The following is a 15,916-nucleotide window of genomic DNA, read 5'->3' as shown; positions in this document are numbered from 1 at the left end:
CAAACCCTCTTATTGTTCTGTCAGCGGGCGTACAGCGACGCCGCTTTCAAGACGCGCCAACTGCGCAGCGTCGCCGATGCCAAAACCGATCTGTGTCACCGCCATGGCGGCGATTGCCGTGGCGCGGCGCAGGGTGTGTTCCGGTGCCTCGCCACTGAGCAAGCCGTGGAGCATGCCGGCCAGCAACGAATCGCCCGCACCGACCGTACTGGCCACCGTGACCTTGGGCGGCGTGGCATGCAGGGTCGTAGCCCGGCTGTACCAGCTCACGCCCGCGGCACCGTCGGAGACGACCACATGTTCAACACCCTGCTGATGCAGTTGGCTGATGACGTTGTTGGCATTGCCCAGGGCATCGGCGAGCTCTTCGGTATTGGGTTTGATCAACCACGGGGCCGCCTTGAGACCGGCACGCAGCGCCTCGCCGCTGGTGTCCAGGGCGACTTTCAAGCCCAGACGCTTCAGGTGTTCCAACAGCCCCTGCAACCACTGCGGGCTGACGCCACACGGCAAGCTGCCAGCGACGACCACCGCATCGTGGCCCGGCGCACTGCGCGTCAATTGGTCGAGCAACGCTTGCTGCGCCTGCTCACTGACCAACGGCCCCGGCGCATTGATATCGGTGACCCGGCCGTCCTGCTCGGCAATCTTGATATTGCTGCGGGTTTCGCCGGGCACGCGGATAAACACGTCGGCAAAACCACGTTGTGCGATCAGCGCCTCGAAGGCTTGGGGATTGTCCTCACCGAGAAAGCCGCCCACCGTCACTTGATGACCCAGGTCGGCCAAGACTTGCGCCACATTCACGCCTTTGCCGGCGGCATGGGTGAGCAGGGTTTCACTGCGGTTGACTTCACCCGGTTCCAGGCGCGCCAGGCGCACCGTCAGGTCCAACGCCGGGTTCAGCGTCAGGGTCAGAATCCTTGCCATCTACACGGCCTCCACAAGGGCACGCACTTCGGCGGGCGAGCCCACCACCAGTGCTTTTTGCGCCAGGCCCTGGGCCTCGCTCAGACTGAATTCACGCACCCGCGCCTTCACTTCGGGAATGCTGCGGGCCGACACGCTCAACTCATCCACACCCAGGCCGATCAGCACCGGCACCGCCAGCGGGTCTGCCGCCAGTTCGCCGCACACACCGACCCATTTGCCGTGGGCATGGGCCGCGCGCACGGTGATGTCGATCAGTTGCAGTACCGCCGGGTGCAGGCCATCGGCCTGGGCCGACAAGGTCGGGTGGCCACGGTCGATAGCCAGGGTGTACTGGGTCAGGTCGTTGGTGCCGACACTGAAGAAGTCCACTTCCTTGGCCAGCACCGGCGCGAGCAAGGCCGCCGACGGGATTTCGATCATGATGCCCAATTGCAGGTCGGCCACCGGGATTTCCAGGCGCAGGCGTTCGGTCATATCCCGCGCCGCACGCCACTCATCCACGCTGCCGACCATGGGGAACATGATGCGCAACGGGCGATTATCCGCCGAGCGCAACAGCGCGCGTAATTGCGCTTCCATGATCTGCGGGCGTTGCAGGGTCAGGCGAATACCGCGTACGCCGAGGAAGGGGTTTTCTTCCTCGGCAATCGGCCAATACGGCAGCGGTTTGTCGCCGCCCACATCGAGGGTGCGCACCACCAGCGGACGGCCCCCGAGGCCATCGAGGACGCGGCGGTATTCGGCTTCCTGGGTGGCTTCGTCAGGGGCTTGCGGGTGAGCCATGAAAATCAGTTCGGTGCGCAGCAAGCCGATGCCTTCGGCGCCCTGCTCCACCGCGCTGGCCACACCGGCGCTTTCGCCGATATTGGCGAACACTTCCACGGCGTGACCATCACGGGTCAGCGCCGGTTCGTGGCGCTGGGCCGAGGCGGCTTGCAAGCGTTGCTCACGGGTATCACGCTCAACGGTGGCGCGTTGCAGGGTGGCCGCGTCGGCGTCTACATGCAGGCGACCCCGCTGGCCATCCAGCAGCAACGGCGTACCGGCGGCCAGCAGCAACACCGCCGGGCCGGCGCCGACCAACGCCGGAATACCCAGGGCACGGGCGACGATGGCGCTGTGGGCCGTTGCGCCGCCACGGGCAGTGAGGATGCCGGCGACGCGGGCCGGGTCCAGGCGCGCGACGTCGGAAGGACCGACTTCGTCCATCACCAGGATGTAGGGTTCGCTCGGCTCCTGGGCGGTTTCGACGCCGCACAATTGCGCCAGCACCCGGCGACCGATGTCGCGCAAGTCGGCGGCGCGCTCGGCGAGCAAGGCATCCTGCAACGACTCCTGCTGCTTGGCGGCGGCTTCGATCACGCTCATCCACGCCGCTTGTGCGCTTTCACCTTGCTTGAGACGGGTGTCGACTTCATCGGTGAGTTCCGGGTCGTCGAGCATTTCCTGGTGGGTGATGAAAATCTCGCGGATGGCTTTGGATTGGCTGCGTTCGATCAGGCCCTGGATGTCCCGGCGTACATCGGCCAAGGCGTCCTGCAGGCGCTGGCGCTCAATGGCCGAGGACTCGCCGCGCAGGGGATAGTCGAACACCTGCTGGATCTGGATATGCGCAGGGCCTATGGCGATGCCAGGCGCGGCAGCGATGGCCTGGATCTGGCTGCCGGTCGGCGGTGCGCTGAGCACCGGAGCAATGTCGAGGGGTTCGGGCTGCGCGCTGACGGTCGGCAGTGGCTCGACCTCTTCGCCCAAGCCTTCCTCGACCGCCGCCAACAACGCGGGCAGCGCATCACCGGCAATGGTTGGCTCGGCGACAAACTCCAGCACCTGGCCACGCCGGGCGCCAAGGCTGAGCAACTTGCTCAGGCTCTTCACCGACACTGCGCCCACCGGGCCATCGACGATGCGCACACGGATGTCGCCGTCAAAACTTTTTGCCAATTGCGCGAGGATCTTCGCCGGCCGCGCGTGCAGGCCGTGGGCGTTAGCCAGGGTGATGCGGGCGCTGGGCCAGTCAGGTGGCAGTTCGCCGCCGAGCACTTCGAGCACCGCGCGACTGCTGGTGGCGCGCCCCAATTCCTGGCCACGACCTTCAATCAACAAGGCGCACAAGCGTTCGAGCAAGGCCTGATGGGCTTCACCCAGGCTGGCCAGGCAGAACAGACCGTTAAGGGGCTGGCCGAGGTAGCGCATGGGTTTGTCGGGGGTGACAAACGCCAGGCCCGGGCGCTTGACGGTCTGCTCGCTATGCAGCCACCACAGGCCATCACCCAGCGGCAGCGCATCGACCTGCTGCAACACGGCGGCAAACCCATTGCTCACACAATCGGCCTGACGCAGCAGGCGTGCGCCTCTCCAGACCAGCTCTTCGAAGTCATCGGCAGACACGCCCAGGCTGATCATCTGCGCGTCCAGCGCCAGCTCCTGGGGTGCGCCTTGCAGCAGTTTCAGCAACGCTTCAGCCGTGCCGGCGCGGCGCAGCGCCTGGCCCAGGTCGGTTTCACCGAGGGCGCGGGTGAGCAGTTGCAGCAGGCGCAGGTGTTCATCGGATTTGGCGGCAATACCAATGGCCAGGTACACAATCTGCCCATCGCCCCAGTCCACCCCTTCGGGGAACTGCAACAGGCGCACACCGGTGGAAAACACTTGGTCGCGGGTTTCGGGGGTGCCGTGGGGGATGGCAATACCTTGGCCAAGAAACGTCGAGCCTTGGGCTTCACGGGCTTGCAAGCCGCTGAGATACCCCTCGGCGACCAGGCCATCGGCCACCAGTTTGTCTGCGAGCAGGTGCAGGGCGGCAGATTTATCCACAGCCACCTGGCCCATGGATATCTGCTCTACAGTGAGCTCAAGCATGCCGTTCTCCTAGTTAGTGCGATGGACGCACTAGGTATTGTTTTGAATAAAACAGTGTAAGGGCGTTCGAAAGTAACTGACTGAGCAGTCAATTGGCAGTAGGCACTCAGTCGCGAACGTCGTAAAAATACGCTGGCTGAAACGTTTAATCTAGAATTTAAGGCAGATTACGCGTTAATTGTGCATCCTTGAAGGACCACTCGGCATTTGAGCTGAGACAATAGTCGTGTGCAGGAATCGGTTACGATTGGACAAAATGTCGGGGCAAGCTCCAAAAAACAAGGAAATCCCGGTTTGAAACTCAGTGATATCGCGCGTCTCGCCGGTGTGTCCGTGACCACCGCCAGCTATGTCATCAATGGCAAAGCCGAACAGCAACGCATCAGCAACGCTACCGTCGAGCGGGTGCGTGCCGTGGTTGAAGCCCATGGCTTCACGCCCAACCCCCAGGCCGCCGGGCTGCGCAGCCGGCACACGCGCACCTTGGGCTTTATCCTGCCCGACCTGGAAAACCCCAGTTACGCACGGATCGCCAAGCTATTGGAACAAGGCGCGCGCGCGCGCGGCTATCAATTGCTGATTGCCAGTTCCGACGACGAGGCCGGCAGCGAGCGTCAATTGCTGCAACTGTTCCGCGCTCGCCGCTGCGATGCGTTGTTCGTGGCCAGCTGCCTGCCCGCCGGTGATGACAGCTACCGTGAGCTGCAAGCAAAGGGCTTGCCGGTGATCGCCATCGACCGGGTGATGGAGCCGGAACACTTCTGCTCGGTGGTCAGCGACGACCGTCAGGCCTGCCAGCAGCTGACCAGCAGCCTGCTGCAGCCCTTGCCCAAGCAGATCGTGCTGATCGGCGCGCGGCCCGAGCTGAGTATCAGCCAGGAGCGCGCCGCCGGTTTCCGTGAAGCGCTGCAAGGCTTCACTGGTGAGGTGATCGTCGAACACGGCGAAGCCTTCAGCCGTGACTGCGGCCGACAGTTGATGGTGCAACTTCTACATCAACTGGGGCACCTGCCTGACGCACTGGTGACCACTTCCTACGTGTTGCTGCAAGGCGTGTTCGACGCACTGCATGACTTCCCGCTCAAGTCGCGACCGCTGCGCCTGGGCACCTTTGGTGACACCCAGTTGCTGGACTTTCTACCGCTGCCGGTCAACGCAATGGCCCAGCAACATCAGCTGATTGCCGACACCGCCCTGCGCCTGGCCCTGGCAGCCATTGAAGAAGAGCAGTACCAACCGGGCGTGCACGCCATCGGCCGGACCTTCAAGCAGCGTATCCACGAGGCCTGAGCGTGGAGCTGATCGACACCCACACCCACCTGGATTTCCCGGAGTTCGACAGCGATCGCCGGGAAGTCCTCGCCCACAGCCGTGCATTAGACGTGCGGCGCATGGTGGTGTTGGGGGTGTATCAGCAGAATTGGCAGCGGCTGTGGGATCTGGTGCAGGCGGATGCGGGTTTGTTCGCAGCCTTTGGCCTGCACCCGGTGTATCTCGATGACCACAAGCCCACCGACCTGACGGAGTTGGGCGACTGGCTGACGCGCCTGCACGGCCATCGACAGCTCTGCGCGGTGGGTGAAATCGGCCTGGATTACTTTCTTGAACAACTGGATCGCGAGCGCCAGCAAAGCCTGTTCGAGGCCCAACTCAAATTGGCGATGGACTTCCAACTGCCGGCGCTGCTGCACGTACGCCGTAGCCACGCTGCCGTAATCGCCACGCTCAAACGCATCCGCCTGCCACGGGGCGGTATCATCCACGCGTTTGCCGGCAGCCGGGAAGAAGCCCACGAATACATCAAGCTGGGGTTCAAGCTCGGCCTGGGCGGCGCAGCCACATGGCCCCAGGCCCTGCGTATGCACAAGGTGCTGGCACAACTGCCGCTGAGCGCGGTGGTGCTGGAAACCGACGCCCCCGACATGGCGCCGGCCATGTACCCGGGCCAGCGCAATAGCCCGGCGCACCTGCCGGCGATCTGCACCGCCCTGGCCGAGCGCATGGGCACCAGCCCTCTATTGCTGGCCGAGGCGAGTACACGCAATGCGTGCGAGCTGTTCAATTGGTAGTGCCGGAGTAACCGCTTGCAGGTTCAAGGTCATTCGCTGCCGATGACGGGCATAGCGCAACACCAGAAAATGCACCAGCAGCACCACCAGTGACACATTGAGTTGCCCGACCACACTGATCAGGCCCACCCACTCCGCCACCAGCGCCACGATCAACACCACGCAGGTCAGCACGGCCATGCTCGGGCGTACCAGTGCCCAGTGGTCCAGCGCCTTGAAATGGCGCAACTGCCGGGGGCAGTTCAACTCCAGGACGCGCTGGCAATACGGGCAATCAAAGGGTTCTTCGATGGCGATGGCATTCAACTGCCAAGGCTTGAGTTCAAACGTGATGTCGCAATGGGCGCAGTGCCCCTTGATGCCGACTGCAGTGGTCATCGTCGTGCCTCCCCTGGACCTGAATTGAGTGAAACAAATTTTCACTTATTCACGCGCGCAAAAAAGGCACTCCGGGAATTCAAGACAGGCACTACATCGATAGAAGACCAATCCTACGCCACTGTCTTACACACGAAAGGCCCCGATCAGTTGCTTCAACTCAATCACCTGGATCGATAGCTGCCGGCTCGCCGCTTCAGTCTGATGCGCACCTTGGGCAGCATGTTCGCCGGCACGATTGATTTCGACGATATTCTGGTCGATGTCGTGGGCCACGGCGGTCTGCTGCTCCACAGCCGCAGCGATCTGCTGATTCTGGTCGACGATCATGCCGACGGCACCGAGGATATTTTCCAAGGCCTGCTGGACCTTATCCGACTGCTCCACGGTACCGTTGGCCATTTCATGGCTGGTGCCCATGGCCTTCACGGCCGCTGCCACGCCACTGTGCAGGCGGCTGATCATTTGTTCGATTTCTTCGGTGGAATGCTGGGTACGCCGGGCCAGGGTTCTCACCTCGTCGGCCACCACGGCAAAGCCGCGCCCCTGCTCACCGGCCCGTGCGGCCTCGATGGCAGCATTGAGTGCCAGCAGATTGGTTTGCTCGGCGATGCTTTTGATCACCTCCAGGACGCCGCTGATGGACTGGCTGTCGGTAGCCAACTGGTTGATCACCCTTACCGACTGGTCGATCTCAGAGGCCAGCCGCGCAATGCTGCCCTGCTGGGATTGCACCAGGCCGCGACCGTTGACGGTTTCATCGTTGACGCTGTGGGCACTGCTGACCGCCGCCGCGGCACTGCGCGCCACCTCCTGGGCGGTGGACGACATTTGGTTCATGGCCGTCGCCACCTGCTCAATCTGCATGCGCTGGCCTGAGACCGCCTCATTGCTCCGGGCCGAAACGGTTTCCACTTGGCCGGCCTGCAATTCGACCTGGCTGACGGTGTGCCCCACGCGCTCGATCAAATCATGGATCTTCGCCACGGTGCCGTTGAACACCTGGCCCAAATCGCCCAACTCATCGCGGCTGTGGGCGACAAAGGTAACGGTCATGTCGCCGGCAGCCACCTTGTCCATCATCGCCCCCAGGCGCCGCAACGTGGTGCGCGTAGACGCGTAGAACCCCGCATACAGATAGAAGATCAGCAAAAACACCGCCGTCAGCGCCGAGACCAGCAGCACCATGTGCGTACGGTTCTGCGCCAGGCGCTGCTCCAGCTGCTGCCCGAGAAACGTCAGGGTGGCGTCATCGAGCTGATAGGTGTGGTCCATCAATTGGCTGACGCTGTCATAGAAACCCTGCCAGGGTGCGTCAAGGGTTTCGGCCATCACCACCTGTTCTTCAAACAGCTCACTGCCCTGCTTGAGGCTGGCATTGCTGGCCTTGGCCGGGCTGTCGAGTGCCGCGTGAGCGGCTTTGCTGGCGCCCAGGGCGTCCTGCAATTTCAAGCCGTATTCGGCCTGGAGCTTTTCCAACTGTTGCAGCAGTTCGTCGAAGCGGGTACTGGAAGATGAATTGAGAAAACCCTGGCCAAGGGAATAGGCGCCCATCGCCCGGCCCTCCCCCAAGATCTGGGTGACTTGCGGGGTGACGCTGGTGATCAGTTCGCTGAGCTGGCGCAAGTCACTCTGGGGGTCGCGGCTCAAGCCGGACTGGCTGGCAATGATCTGGCTGAGCATCTGTGCCTTGTTGAGCAACTTGCCGATCAACGCACTTTTGCTTTGCAGCGAGCTTTCCTGTTGCTGGGCCTGGAAGGCCGCGATCAGTTCGTCGCGCTTACCTTCAAAGGCCGCGATTTGGTCAGGCTCGGTAGCCATCGGGTTGAGGCTTTGCAGACGGGCGAGCACGCTCTGCTCCAAGGCGCTGATCTTGCCCTCAAGGTCAGCAGCCTTCCCCGACTGGCCGAGGGTTGCGTTGATCTGCACCTGGTTATTGAGGGTTTCCAAGTCACGGCGCAGCACCAGGCTGCTGCCGAGCAAATCCAGGCTTTGCAGCTCGACACGGGTGCCCTGGAACTCGCGCCAGGAATCACGCACCAGGTAATAGTTGGTGGCCAGCATCGGCAGCAGGAACAGCACGCTGATCAGGCTGAACTTCATGCCGAAGCTAAGACGGTTCATCAGCGCGACGGCGGGATAGAGCAAGCTCTTCACAGGTGACCTCCCCTTTCTTTTATTTTTATTGAGGCGCAGGGCGGCGGCAGAAAGCCACTATTTGGCGCTCTGTCTGTATAGCTCAATTTGAAAGGGAGTTTTGTAACGTAAAGTTAACGAGCCAAGATTGCAGGGGGCTGCTGGGCAGCCCGGCGCGGGACAAGCCCGCTTATCGGAGCAATCAGGGCAACACCGTCCAGATGGCGAACCCGGCATACCACAGCACCGCCGCACGCAGCAGCAGTTCCCACAGGCGATCCAGGCTATTGATGCCGTCGGCACCCACGGCCGGAGGCGGGATTTCAGCGGCGACCAGGCCGACTTTCTCCACCAGTTGCGCGGCGCTGATGTCCCAGCTCAGCAGCTCGTGAAGCATTACCCGGCTGACCGCGACGAAGTTGCCCACCAGCGCAAAACTGGCCGCCAGCAAGCGCACCGGCAACCAGTCAAACGCGTGACGCAGTTGCCCGGCGCGCTCAGCCACCAGAGGGTTCTGGCTATGCTCACTGGCAAGCGCCAAGAGTCGATAAGCCAGCGCGGCGACCGGCCCCAACAGGAAGTACCAGAAAATCACCGCAAAAAAGCTCTGGTAGGCCTGCCACAACAGATGGCCCTGGACGCGCTCCAACAGTTGCTCGCCGCTGTCGGCGCCCAGCTTCAGGTCGCGCTCGGCCACATGTTCGGCAGCCTGCAGGTCGCCACGGCGCCAGGCATCGCGAAATGGCCCCAATCCAGCCAATAGATCGCCACGGCCCAGGCTGTAGATCACTACCAGCAGGTGCACCGGCAGCGCCAACAAACCATAGGCCACCGGCTCCAGCACCAGCAGCAACAACGCCAGCAACGCTACCGGCAGCAGCACCAGCAGGGCCAGAATCAGCCAAGGCTGCTTGCCCAAACGCGGGCTAGATTCCAACTTGGCCAATTCGCGCAACCAGCCACCATCACGCTGCAACCTCTGGCGCATGGCCGAGAACTTCTCGATCCACACCGCCAACACCAACACCAGGAAACTCATCGTGCATGTCCTCCATCCTGCAGGGCGCTGCGAAAGCGCGTCCAATCAAAAGCGGGGCCGGGATCGGTCTTGCGCCCCGGAGCGATGTCGCTATGGCCACAAATACGCTGCGGCGTAATACCTGGATAGGCTGCCAGCAACTGACGGGTCAGGTCGATCAGCGACACATACTGGGGGGTGGTGAACGGCAAATCATCCGTGCCCTCAAGCTCTATCCCCAGGGAAAAGTCATTGCACGTCTCACGCCCTTCGAAGCACGAGACCCCGGCATGCCAGGCCCGGTCGATACAGGACACAAATTGCGTCACCGTGCCGTCACGCTCAATCAGAAAATGCGCAGACACCCGTAGGTCGGCAATCCCTTCAAAGTAAGGATGTTCCGTGACGTCCAGGCGGTTCTGAAAAAACTCCTGCACTTTTCCAGTCGCGAACTGCGCGGGTGGCAGGCTGATGTTATGCACCACCAACAGTGAGATTTCGCCTGTCGGGCGCTCGTTGAAGTTGGGTGAAGGGCAATGGCGAATGCCCTGGCACCAACCACTGGCGGGGTCCAACTGCATACAGGATCCTTGAACGTGACTAAGTGTGACCAGTATGCCGCGTTCGACCCCGTGGTTGCGATCACTTGCCGCGATTGAGTTGACGCAGCTTACCCACCACCGCCGCCAGCGCCCGCTCGAACAGCGGTTCATCGTCCAGGCTATGCAGCGCGCCACGCTTGAATGCCATCGCCAGTTGGCCGGCACTCTTCTCCAGGACTTTGAGCCCCGTGCGGCCGACAAAAATATAGGTATTGGTCGGTACCATGATCGCCGTCAGCTTGCACCGCAGGGTGCCTGCCTGGCCCTGCTGGAACACGAACCAGTCGCCGACTCGCAGTTGGTGCACCTTGAGCAGGTCCGGATCATCCTCCGGCAGGCCCTCGACCGAATCGAGCGGCAGTGTGTTGAACACAAAGGGCTCACGCACTTCGAGCCATCCATCGCCACCCTCGGGCGGCTGGACGTGAAGGGTCTGCAAGCGAACAAAAAAATCACGCGTGCTGAAGGGGTCGAATGCAGCGCTGGTCAACCCGTCACGCAGTGCCTTGAGCAACCCCGGCAACTGCTCCAACAAGTGCACCCCGGCTTCAGTGTCTGCCTGCAGGCTGACACTCCAGATCAGCTCATCCATGGTGCGCAGCGCTGCTTGCCATTGCACCGACTGCTCGCCGTGCTTGAGGCTGGCCAGCAACAGCACCTGGCTCCAGGCCTGTTGCAGGAACTGCACCACCGCCTGCGGCAAAACCTTGCCCAGCATCCGCCGATTCAGTACCTCGGCCACCCGCGCACGCGCCGCTTCCGTGCGCACGCGCCCCTCTTCAGCATCGCGGGTATGCTGCTCAAGCAGCGCGCTGCGCCGACGCTCATCGGCGGTGAATGCAGTGAATTCGGTAAGCAATTGGGAAAAAATCGCCGGGTCTTCCACAAACTCATTCAGCAACCGCTGAACCACCTGCTCTATGCGCAGGTACAGGCTGTCGCGCTGGAAGTCATCGACGGGGCTCCAGCCCATGGCTGTCGTAGCGATTTCATTCAACAGGCGCCGAGCCGGGTGGCCGGGCCGACTGAAAAAGCTCTTGTCCAGCACCGCCACTTTCAGCATCGGGATCTGCAGGCGGCCGATCAAGACCTTGAAGGCGTCCGGCACCGTGCGGTCATTGAGGATAAATTCGAACAGCAGGGCGATCAGGTTGATCACATCTTCGTCCGCATCCTCCACCACCCGCGACTTGCCACTCTTGACGCTGACACGGGTGAGCAACTGCTCGAGTTGGTTACGCAGGTCGAAATCATCCTCGGCTTCCGGCTCCGGGACGTACTGCTGCAAATGGGACAACAGGCGCAGCAGATCGCGGGTGGCGATAGGCTGGGGTTCGGCGCTGGCTTCAAGCGTAGGCGACACGCTACCGCGCACGGCGGTCAACAACGCCTGCAAGGCGGTAAAGGCTTGCAGGCCATTTTCGTCGATCGGTTGGTCGACGCTCGGCAATACCTCTTCGCGATGATGATCACGCGTGGCACGGCCACAGGGACGACGGGATGGCGCGGCCTTGAGTTCCGGCAACACGCCGGTCGCGGCCAGCAGTTGATTGGCCTCACCGTACAGTTGGTCAGCGTCACTGAGTACGTACTTTTCAAACAGCTTGAGCATGATCAGCTTGACGCGGATCTCCACGCCCAGACTACGCCCGGCACGCAGGAAGAACTCGCACAGCAGCGCCGGGCCCAGGGGGTTCTCACGGTCATCCAGGCGATTGCCGAGCAAGACACTTAAGCGTGCAGTGAGTTGCGACAGCGCCAGGCCGTCGCGGTGGCGCACCCGGCCAAGCATGGCCTCAAGTGCCACGGCTTTTTCCAAGTCATCCCTGGACGTGCCTGAGGCCGCCTCATAAGACACCACCGGCACCAACTGAAGCTCAGTACGCCCCGCCTGCCCCAGGTTTCCAAAGGCTTCGAACAGCCGCTCCATGAACACCCGCTCGAAATTCTTGCGCTTGAGGCGCAAGTCGCGCATGGCTTCAAAAAAGATATGGTGGTCCACGTTGTTGCGGGCCTTGTCGGCCATTTCGAACAAAGTGTCGTCGGCGTTATCGAACAGTTCCTGCAAACCCTGCTGCAACTGCTGCGCCGCCTTGTCGCGAACCTGCAGCAACACCACCGGCAGGCGCGCGAGCGGCGATGGCGTGGCTTGTGCCTTGTTGATTGGCACCACCTTTCCGTCATTGTGCATCCTGGCCTCCTGAAACGGCGGTAAAGAGTTGGGGAAAGATCGGGTACAGGCCCAATAAGCACTGTGGATAACCGCCCATCACCAGTACGTCAAAGCTATGACGCCAATTGCAAGGCGCGAGATTATCTTGCAAATGAGTGCCGTTGCGCCAGCAAACTCTGACATTGCGCTGTAAATGAGTGGTGAGCCTGGGTTCGAACGCACGCAGCCCCTATAATCGGGACACTTTGTTTGTGGAGCCTGTTATGCCGAACCTCCGTCTTGCCGACCTCACCGCCGAAATCGAAGCCAACGTGCGCCGCGCGCTGCTGGAAGACATCGGCAGCGGCGACATCACCGCGCAGTTGATCCCGGCCGAACGGCTGGCCACGGCCACCATCATTACCCGCGACGCCGCCGTCATCGCCGGCACGGCGTGGGTGGATGCAGTATTCCGCCAACTGGACCCAAGGGTCGCCGTGCACTGGCAGGTGGCCGACGGCGAGCGTGTCAGCCCCAATCAGGCACTGTTCCACCTGGAAGGCCCGGCGCGTTCGCTGCTCAGTGGCGAACGCTCTGCCCTGAACTTCCTGCAGTTGCTGTCCGGAGTCGCCACCCGCGCCCGGTTCCTGGCGGATTTTGTCGCCAGCACCCAGGTCAAGCTGCTGGACACTCGAAAAACCCTGCCCGGTCTGCGCCTGGCGCAGAAATACGCGGTGACCTGCGGTGGCTGCCATAACCACCGCATCGGTTTGTATGACGCGTTCCTGATCAAGGAAAACCACATCGCTGCCTGCGGCGGAATTGCCCAAGCCATCAGCGCCGCCCACAAGATCGCACCCGGCAAGCCGGTGGAAATCGAAGTGGAGAGCCTGGACGAACTGCGCGAGGCGCTGGCGGCGGGCGCCGACATCATCATGCTCGATGAGTTGAGCCTGGAAGATATGCGTGAAGCCGTGCGCCTGAACGGCGGCAAGGCCAAGCTGGAAGCCAGCGGCGGGATCAATGAAAACACCCTGCTGCCTATCGCCGAGACAGGGGTGGACTACATTTCCATTGGTGCGATGACCAAGGATGTGAAGGCGGTGGATTTGTCGATGCGCCTCAGTATCTGAGGAGAGGCAAGCGGTGAGCTTCAAGCTGCAAGAGGGCTGCGTTCCAACTTGCAGCTTGCAGCTTGAAACTTGCAGCAGCGTCTAAACGACCAGGTCGTTCATCTCGCAATACTCTTCCCATTCGACACCCAGCACCTCGGCCGCCTCCTTGTGCAGGGCCAGCCGTGCCGCTTCAAATTCTTCCGGCGTCGAGGTGTACTTGAGGGTCAGTTCCCAAGGCTGGAAGCCCTGGCTCTCGGCCTCGTCCTCGAAAGCCCACTGGATCTGGTCGCGCTGATCATCGGCGCTCAGGTCCTTGATCTCTTCTTTAAGCTGCGGCGATTCCTCAAGGTATTTTTCGAGGGCTGCTTGGTGCCGAACTTCCTGGGTCATTTCAGTCGTGGTCATGTTGTTCTCTTAGATCGAGGAATGGGGATGCATCTGGGTCATCAAGGTTGCGCAGATACAAAAGAGTGGGCACAAGTGCCAACTCGTCTGGCCTTCAGAACCATTCTGGGATCATCTGAAAACATTTCCTTTGAAACACTGCCGCTAAAACACTGGCCTTAAAACACCGCCCTTAAAACACCGCCCTTAAAACAGTAGTGCCTTTTTGCCCGAGACAGGAATCGAACCTGCGACCTTCGCGTTACGAGTGCGCTGCTCTACCAACTGAGCTACACGGGCGGTGGGCTAAAGCTAGCACCGCATCGGGCGTCCGGCAACTTGCGCCCTTCAACGGGCAATGACCCCCTGAGCCCAGAAGCGTGGTTGCAGGTGACTGCCTTCGCCGTCCAGGTACTGCTGCTGGGCTTGCTGGATATGAGGCACATCGCGCATCGCGATAAACACCAACAGACCAACGGCCAACACCCCCAAGGCTTTCCATAGGTTCCGGGCCAACGGCAGCGCAGCACTTGCTGGCGTGCGCGACACATGCAGCGCCATCAGCCAGCCCACCACCAGCGCCAACCAGACCTGGGAGTTGGGTATCACGATCACACCATCGACCATGGACTGCACCAGCGCACCGATCAACGCTGCAAACAGGCACAAACGCAGCAGGTCAACACGCTCGGCAGACAGCGCTCGCGCGCGCAGCACTGCCAACGTGGCCCAGCCGCCTCGCCATGCCAAAACCGCCACGCACAGAGCCGACGGCACACCCCATTCGCTGGCCCACTGCAGAACCGCCTGATGGGGGTGAGCGGCAATCTTGTTGGCAATATCGGCAAAATGCATCGGCCCGAAACCGAGCCACGGCCGCTCGACAAGCATGTGCCACGCCTGCCACCAGATCGGGCCGCGCCCCGACAGCGAGGTGGTAAGGCGATCACTGGCACCACTGGAGAGCTCAATGCCCAGGTAATCCGCCAGCACCGTGAATATCAGCCAATACAGCAACAGCCCAACCAACGCTGCGGCCAACTGCCAGCCCAGCCAGCGACGGCCCCAAGGCCCGAGCACCGCCAACACCACGCCTGCCACGCCCATACCGAGCCAGGTGCCCCGCGTACCGCCGCTAATTGCGATCAGCCACCAGACACACAGCAACGTAAACACCGCACCGCGCAGGGCTCGGGAGAGATTGGGGATCAGCAAGGGCAGCGCCAGCAAGGGCAGGGTAAACGTCTGAAACTGACCGTAGAAACGCTTGTTGGAAAAGCCGGTCAGCAGCCGGTCAAGGTCCAGCATGCGCTCGCCACTGGTGAGCGCATGCGTACCGGCATACAGATACTGGACCGACTTGATCAGGCACAGCAACACCACAACCAGGATCAGCACGCGATCCAAAGACTCGCCGCCATGGCGGCGAAGCAGAGTAAAGGCGACGGCGATCGCCGCGCAGCCGACAAACAGCGCCACTTCGGTGAGCGCCCACAGCGGCTGATGGGCCAGCGCCGAAGACAGCAGACCCAGCCCGACAACCAGCGCTACTCCCCAGGCCGTGGGCCTGTCCACCCAGGGCTCAGTGGAGGTAACTGATAACCCATACAGCACCGCGCAAAACCCGATGGCAATTTGCATTACACGCTGTAGATCATGCCCACCGAACGGTGCGCAAATCCCGACAGTCAACAGGCACACCGCTGCTATCAGGAAAACACCGCCTCGCTGCTGTACGGATAACGCCATCGGCCACCTCTACTTCCCTGTGGATGGTTTAGCAGTTATGCCCCGTCGGCGCCGCAGCCCTTGCCGACATATTTCGCTTCAGCGGTAGTCGTGCACTTCCAGCCGGTGGCGCTGCGCGTCAGGCTGATGGTCTTGCCCAGCACCGGTGCCGGCGCGTCGAGTATTTCGCAGCTGATGGAGCCGGCTCCCGTGGCCACGTCGCCTGCCACGTCGATCTTGCAGTTGGCGGTGGGGCTGGTGCCGCCGATCAAGGCCAAGGTAGGTACGGTGCCCTGGTTGATAGTGTCTTCGTAACCGGCCTTCAACGCGGCAACTTCAGCCAGGCCGGCAGTGAACTTAGCCTTGGCCTGGTGTGTGGTGTACATGGGCAGGCCGATCGTGGCCAAAATGCCGATGATTGCTACGACGATCAACAACTCGATCAAGGTAAAGCCTTTCTGACGTATCACATTCACTCTCCAGAATAGAACTCATGACAAGGCGCGTCCTGCACCCCGTTTTTGCAACGGCGCCAGTGTACTCAC

The 15,916-nt window shown here is 61.8% G+C and carries 13 protein-coding genes and 1 tRNA gene; 3 read left to right on the top strand and 11 right to left on the bottom strand.

What is annotated here, in order from left to right:
• Positions 1-9: 9 nt before the first annotated feature.
• The gene (gene pfkB, locus AB1462_RS17740; protein WP_367247493.1) at positions 10-930 is read right to left on the bottom strand and encodes a 1-phosphofructokinase; all 921 of its coding nucleotides are present in this window, start codon (positions 928-930) and stop codon (positions 10-12) included.
• Positions 931-3,789, bottom strand: coding sequence for a phosphoenolpyruvate--protein phosphotransferase (gene ptsP / locus AB1462_RS17735; protein ID WP_090409524.1), 2,859 nt, complete (start codon positions 3,787-3,789; stop codon positions 931-933). It lies immediately after the preceding gene.
• A 294-nt stretch (positions 3,790-4,083) separates the two neighbouring features.
• Here ptsP and cra point away from each other — a divergent pair, with 294 nt between their 5' ends.
• The gene (gene cra / locus AB1462_RS17730; protein ID WP_090409526.1) at positions 4,084-5,079 is read left to right on the top strand and encodes a catabolite repressor/activator; all 996 of its coding nucleotides are present in this window, start codon (positions 4,084-4,086) and stop codon (positions 5,077-5,079) included.
• A gap of 2 nt (positions 5,080-5,081) precedes the next feature.
• Positions 5,082-5,858 carry a TatD family hydrolase gene (locus tag AB1462_RS17725; protein WP_259192531.1) on the top strand — a complete coding sequence of 259 codons (777 nt, stop codon included), beginning with the start codon at positions 5,082-5,084 and terminating at the stop codon, positions 5,856-5,858.
• Here the strand turns inward: AB1462_RS17725 and AB1462_RS17720 are convergent.
• From AB1462_RS17720 to AB1462_RS17700, 5 genes are all read right to left on the bottom strand, one after another.
• On the bottom strand, positions 5,805-6,236 hold the full coding sequence (locus AB1462_RS17720) for a hypothetical protein (RefSeq protein WP_259192532.1): 432 nt from the start codon (positions 6,234-6,236) through the stop codon (positions 5,805-5,807). The two genes, AB1462_RS17725 and AB1462_RS17720, sit on opposite strands and share 54 nt — an antisense overlap.
• A gap of 126 nt (positions 6,237-6,362) precedes the next feature.
• Positions 6,363-8,393: a methyl-accepting chemotaxis protein gene (locus AB1462_RS17715; protein WP_259192534.1), complete on the bottom strand. Its 2,031-nt coding sequence runs from the start codon at positions 8,391-8,393 to the stop codon at positions 6,363-6,365.
• Between the two features lie 181 nt (positions 8,394-8,574).
• Complete coding sequence (gene ampE, locus AB1462_RS17710) at positions 8,575-9,411, bottom strand: regulatory signaling modulator protein AmpE (protein WP_090409533.1); 837 nt, start codon at positions 9,409-9,411, stop codon at positions 8,575-8,577.
• On the bottom strand, positions 9,408-9,971 hold the full coding sequence (gene ampD / locus AB1462_RS17705; protein ID WP_090409534.1) for a 1,6-anhydro-N-acetylmuramyl-L-alanine amidase AmpD: 564 nt from the start codon (positions 9,969-9,971) through the stop codon (positions 9,408-9,410). The genes ampE and ampD overlap by 4 nt, the downstream gene beginning before the upstream one ends.
• 61 nt (positions 9,972-10,032) lie before the next feature.
• Positions 10,033-12,183, bottom strand: coding sequence for a DUF1631 domain-containing protein (locus AB1462_RS17700; protein ID WP_090409537.1), 2,151 nt, complete (start codon positions 12,181-12,183; stop codon positions 10,033-10,035).
• A 245-nt stretch (positions 12,184-12,428) separates the two neighbouring features.
• Here AB1462_RS17700 and nadC point away from each other — a divergent pair, with 245 nt between their 5' ends.
• The gene (gene nadC / locus AB1462_RS17695; protein ID WP_090409540.1) at positions 12,429-13,277 is read left to right on the top strand and encodes a carboxylating nicotinate-nucleotide diphosphorylase; all 849 of its coding nucleotides are present in this window, start codon (positions 12,429-12,431) and stop codon (positions 13,275-13,277) included.
• A gap of 81 nt (positions 13,278-13,358) precedes the next feature.
• Here the strand turns inward: nadC and AB1462_RS17690 are convergent, their stop codons facing one another.
• From AB1462_RS17690 to AB1462_RS17675, 4 genes are all read right to left on the bottom strand, one after another.
• Complete coding sequence (locus AB1462_RS17690; RefSeq protein ID WP_027604882.1) at positions 13,359-13,664, bottom strand: DUF6388 family protein; 306 nt, start codon at positions 13,662-13,664, stop codon at positions 13,359-13,361.
• A 206-nt stretch (positions 13,665-13,870) separates the two neighbouring features.
• A tRNA-Thr gene (locus AB1462_RS17685) sits at positions 13,871-13,943 on the bottom strand.
• 48 nt (positions 13,944-13,991) lie between these two features.
• Complete coding sequence (locus tag AB1462_RS17680) at positions 13,992-15,392, bottom strand: O-antigen ligase (protein ID WP_259192538.1); 1,401 nt, start codon at positions 15,390-15,392, stop codon at positions 13,992-13,994.
• Between the two features lie 35 nt (positions 15,393-15,427).
• A complete protein-coding gene (locus tag AB1462_RS17675) occupies positions 15,428-15,838 on the bottom strand; it encodes a pilin (protein ID WP_090410148.1) in 411 nt (136 codons plus the stop codon).
• Positions 15,839-15,916: the final 78 nt, after the last annotated feature.

It is taken from the genome of Pseudomonas sp. SB113 (assembly GCF_040754745.1).
Classification (GTDB): domain Bacteria; phylum Pseudomonadota; class Gammaproteobacteria; order Pseudomonadales; family Pseudomonadaceae; genus Aquipseudomonas; species Aquipseudomonas grimontii.
This window is presented reverse-complemented; position numbering and strand designations above follow the sequence as displayed.

Excerpts from the sequence above, each read along its gene's own strand:
- ptsP (WP_090409524.1), bottom strand. The coding sequence starts at position 3,789 with ATGCTTGAGCTCACTGTAGAGCAGATATCCATGGGCCAGGTGGCTGTG.
- AB1462_RS17700 (WP_090409537.1), bottom strand. The coding sequence starts at position 12,183 with ATGCACAATGACGGAAAGGTGGTGCCAATCAACAAGGCACAAGCCACG.
- AB1462_RS17690 (WP_027604882.1), bottom strand. The coding sequence starts at position 13,664 with ATGACCACGACTGAAATGACCCAGGAAGTTCGGCACCAAGCAGCCCTC.
- AB1462_RS17680 (WP_259192538.1), bottom strand. The coding sequence starts at position 15,392 with ATGGCGTTATCCGTACAGCAGCGAGGCGGTGTTTTCCTGATAGCAGCG.
- ampD (WP_090409534.1), bottom strand. The coding sequence starts at position 9,971 with ATGCAGTTGGACCCCGCCAGTGGTTGGTGCCAGGGCATTCGCCATTGC.
- nadC (WP_090409540.1), top strand. The coding sequence starts at position 12,429 with ATGCCGAACCTCCGTCTTGCCGACCTCACCGCCGAAATCGAAGCCAAC.
- pfkB (WP_367247493.1), bottom strand. The coding sequence starts at position 930 with ATGGCAAGGATTCTGACCCTGACGCTGAACCCGGCGTTGGACCTGACG.
- AB1462_RS17720 (WP_259192532.1), bottom strand. The coding sequence starts at position 6,236 with ATGACCACTGCAGTCGGCATCAAGGGGCACTGCGCCCATTGCGACATC.
- ampE (WP_090409533.1), bottom strand. The coding sequence starts at position 9,411 with ATGAGTTTCCTGGTGTTGGTGTTGGCGGTGTGGATCGAGAAGTTCTCG.